This is a genomic window from Mycobacteriales bacterium, from assembly GCA_036497565.1.
GTDB lineage: Bacteria > Actinomycetota > Actinomycetes > Mycobacteriales > QHCD01 > DASXJE01.
The window spans coordinates 1-3,551 of the sequence record DASXJE010000126.1 but is presented as its reverse complement, the minus strand read 5'-3'; the positions used below and the strand labels follow the sequence as shown (position 1 = coordinate 3,551).

Below are 3,551 nucleotides of genomic sequence, written 5' to 3'. Positions count from 1 at the left end.
GACCGGCAGACCGGCGATGCGAACCACGGCATCAACTGGCAGTTCCGGGTCGGCGACTGGGTGAAGATCGAGCTGGTCAACGAGATGGACTCCGACCACCCGATGCACCACCCGTTCCACGTGCACGGGGCCGGCCGCTTCCTGGTGCTCGACCGCGACGGGGTCGAGGAGGACAACCTCGTCTGGAAGGACACCGTGCTGATCACCACCGGCGAGCGGATGAACATCCTGCTCCAGGTCACCAACCCTGGTCGCTGGATGGCGCACTGCCACATCGCCGAGCACCACGAGAGCGGCATGATGTTCACCTTCGACGTGACGCCATGAGCGGGCTCGCGGCTACTTCCGACGCGTCCCTTGTGACGCGTCCCATGGACCGGCGAGTGCTGTTCTGGGGCATCGTCGTCGGCGTGCTCCAAGCGGCCACGCCGCTGGCCTTCTGGTGGTTGCCGAACTCGACGGTCTACGCGTTGGGGCTCGCCGTAATCGCGGCGATCTACGTCGGCTTCGCAGTCGCTGACGGCCGGCCGAAGGTCATCGCGGTGGAGAGCACCGTCGCCATGACGTTCGTCCTGATCGCCGCCGTTGCCGTGACCGGGACGCCGTGGCTGCTCGTCGTTGGTCTAGCCGGCCATGGGCTGAAGGACGCCTGGCAGCACCGGCAGCAGTTCGTCGCCAACACGCGCTGGTGGCCGCCGTTCTGCATGGCGGTGGACTTCGTAGTAGCCGCGATCATCGCGGTCGAGATCGCAGCTGGAATGCACTTCTAGGTCGCATAAACGAACGGCGGGCCGACATGTTCGTCCCCCGTCTCACCGTAATTAGGCGGTGGGGGTGACAACACGCGCAAGCTAGCTGCCGTCTGCGTTCTCACGGTCGCTCTCGCCATCATGATCGTGACCGCGGCCCCCGCTGGCGCGGCCGATCCCGTCGTCGCGGCCGCCGGGGACATCGCATGCGGCGCTACGAGCGTGGGCGGCTCCTGCAAGCAGATGGCCACCTCCGACCTGCTCGTCCAAGCCCAGCCAGCCGCAGTCCTTGCGCTCGGCGACGTTCAGTACGAACAGGGCGGGTTGTCGGACTTCCAGAACTTCTATGCGCCCAGTTGGGGTCGAGTGCTGTCGATCACCCACCCGGCAGTCGGCAACCACGAGTACGGCACCCCCGGTGCCTCCGGCTACTGGGACTACTACGACGGCGTCGGGCAGAACAGCGGGATCGGCGGCGAGCGCGGCAAGGGCTGGTACAGCTTCGACGTCGGCGCTTGGCATCTGGTCGCGCTCAACACGAACTGCGGCCAGGACCCGGGTGGCTGCGGAGCAGGCTCCCAGATGGAGACCTGGTTCAAGGCGGATCTCGCCGCGCATCCGACGGCGTGCACGATTGTCTACGCGCACCACCCGCGCTGGACCAGCGACACCCGAAATTTCGACGCCCCTGAGCAGGATCAACTCTGGAAGGACATGCAGGCGGCAGGCGTCGAGCTCTACCTGGCCGGGCACTCCCATTTCTACGAGCGCATGGCACCGGCGATGTCTGACGAGACGGTCGACCGTGCGCACGGCGTGCGCGAGATCATCGCCGGCACCGGTGGCCGCAACGTCTACGGGTTCGGCACGATCGAGCCGATCAGCGAGGTTCGCAACGGCAATACCTTCGGCGTGCTCGACATCACGCTGCACCCGACCTCGTACGACTGGAACTTCGTTCCGATTGCGGGCTCGAGCTTCACCGACTCGGGCACCGACAGCTGCCACGGACCCGCATCCGGCGACACCACCGCGCCGTCCGCGCCGACGAATCTGACCGCAGCGCCGCCGTCATCCACTCGCGTCGATCTGAGTTGGACCGCGAGCAGCGACAACGTCGCGGTCACTGGCTACAAGGTCTTCCGGGGCGGGAGCGAGGTAGGCACTGCGTCGGGCACGACCTATTCGGACACGAGTGTCCAGGCAGGCACTTCCTACGGCTACACCGTCAAGGCCTACGACGCCGCCGGCAACCTCTCGCCGGTTTCGAACACGGCGAACGTGACCACGCCGGCCGCGCCGGACACGTCACCCCCGAGCACCCCGACCGGGCTGACCGCCAAGCCGTCGTCATCGACGCAGGTCGATCTCACGTGGACCGCGAGCAGCGACAACGTCGGCGTCGCCGGCTACGACATCTACCGCGGCGCGGCGAAGGTCGGCACGAGCACGACAACCGCTTACTCCGACACCGGGCTCACGCCAAGCACCAGCTACCAGTACTACGTGATCGCCAGAGATGCCGCCGGCAACGTGTCGGCCCAGTCGAACACCTCAACCGGGACGACATCGGCGGCTCCGGGCGGCAACTCGCTCACGTTCACGCCGACCGACGACAGCTACGCCGAGCAGGGCGCGACCACTCCGTTCGGCAGCTCCGCTCGGATCGTGACCGACGACAGCCCGGTCCGCCACATGCTCGTGCGCTTCAACGTCAGTGGAACCGGCGGCCGTGCCGTGCTGTCGGCGAAGTTGCGCCTGCACTGCGTCGATCCGTCACCCAAGGGGGGCGATTTCCACTCGGCCGCCACGAACTGGAGCGAATCCACGATGACGGCGGCCCAGGAGCCGAGCCTCGGAAGCACAACGGTCGCCTCGCTCGGATCCGTCGCAGCCGGCAATTGGTATGAGGTCGACGTCACGTCGCTCGTGACCGGCGACGGCGCCGTCGGCTTCGGCGCGACCTCGACGTCGACGGACGGTGCTTACTACGACTCCAAGGAAGGAGCGGCGGGAATGGCGCCGCAGCTCGTCCTGACGCTCGGTCCAGTGGATACGGCGCCCCCGACCGTGCCTACGAACCTCACCGGCACGGCGATGGCGAGCCGCGTCGACTTGTCCTGGACCGCTTCGACAGACGACAACGGCGTGGCGAGCTACCGAGTGTTCCGCAACGGAAGCCAGATCGGCACATCGACCACAACGAGCTTCTCCGACACGACCGTGCAATCGAATACGCAGTACCAGTACACGCTGGTGGCGGTGGACGTTGGCGGCAAGACCTCCACTCCCTCGAACGCATTCACAGTGACGACGCCGGCAGCGTCGAAGCTCCTGACGTTCACCCCGACCGACGACACCTACGCGGTGCAGGACGCGCCGAGTCAGAACTTCGGCACGTTCACGCAGGTCGGCACGGACGGCAGCCCCGTCACGAACATGCTCACGCGGTTTGTCGTGTCGGGCGTCGGCAGCGCAAAGGTGGTGTCGGCGAAGCTGCGCATCTACTGCATCAACCCGTCAGTGCTGGGCGGCGCGTTCCATGGTGCCGATCCGCTGTGGACCGAGTCGACGCTCACGTGGGCGACGCAACCGCCGATCGTCGCGACGACGGTTGGGTCCCTTGGGACAGTCGCTTCGAGCACCTGGTACGAGGTCGACGTGACGCCGCTTGTGACCCGTGACGGCGCCGTGAGCATCGCCGCGACCTCGACCTCCCCCGATGGCGCCTTCTATGCGTCCAAGGAGGGAACGGCAGGCTTCGCGCCGCAGCTGGTCGTGGCGACGGCTTGACGCGCCGTT

At 66.9% G+C, this 3,551-nt stretch carries 3 protein-coding genes; all 3 read left to right on the top strand.

Going from position 1 to position 3,551, the window contains the following annotated elements:
* Window positions 1–327: multicopper oxidase family protein (locus VGH85_11200; GenBank protein ID HEY2174367.1), on the top strand; the 327-nt coding region annotated here is incomplete at its 5' end.
* Between the two features lie 44 nt (window positions 328–371).
* Window positions 372–770 carry a hypothetical protein gene (locus VGH85_11195; protein HEY2174366.1) on the top strand — a complete coding sequence of 133 codons (399 nt, stop codon included), beginning with the start codon at window positions 372–374 and terminating at the stop codon, window positions 768–770.
* A gap of 120 nt (window positions 771–890) precedes the next feature.
* Complete coding sequence (locus tag VGH85_11190; protein ID HEY2174365.1) at window positions 891–3,542, top strand: DNRLRE domain-containing protein; 2,652 nt, start codon at window positions 891–893, stop codon at window positions 3,540–3,542.
* The last annotated feature ends 9 nt before the right edge of the window (window positions 3,543–3,551 follow it).

Coding starts and splice junctions, on each gene's coding strand:
- VGH85_11195 (HEY2174366.1), top strand. CDS start 372: ATGGACCGGCGAGTGCTGTTCTGGGGCATCGTCGTCGGCGTGCTCCAA.
- VGH85_11190 (HEY2174365.1), top strand. CDS start 891: ATGATCGTGACCGCGGCCCCCGCTGGCGCGGCCGATCCCGTCGTCGCG.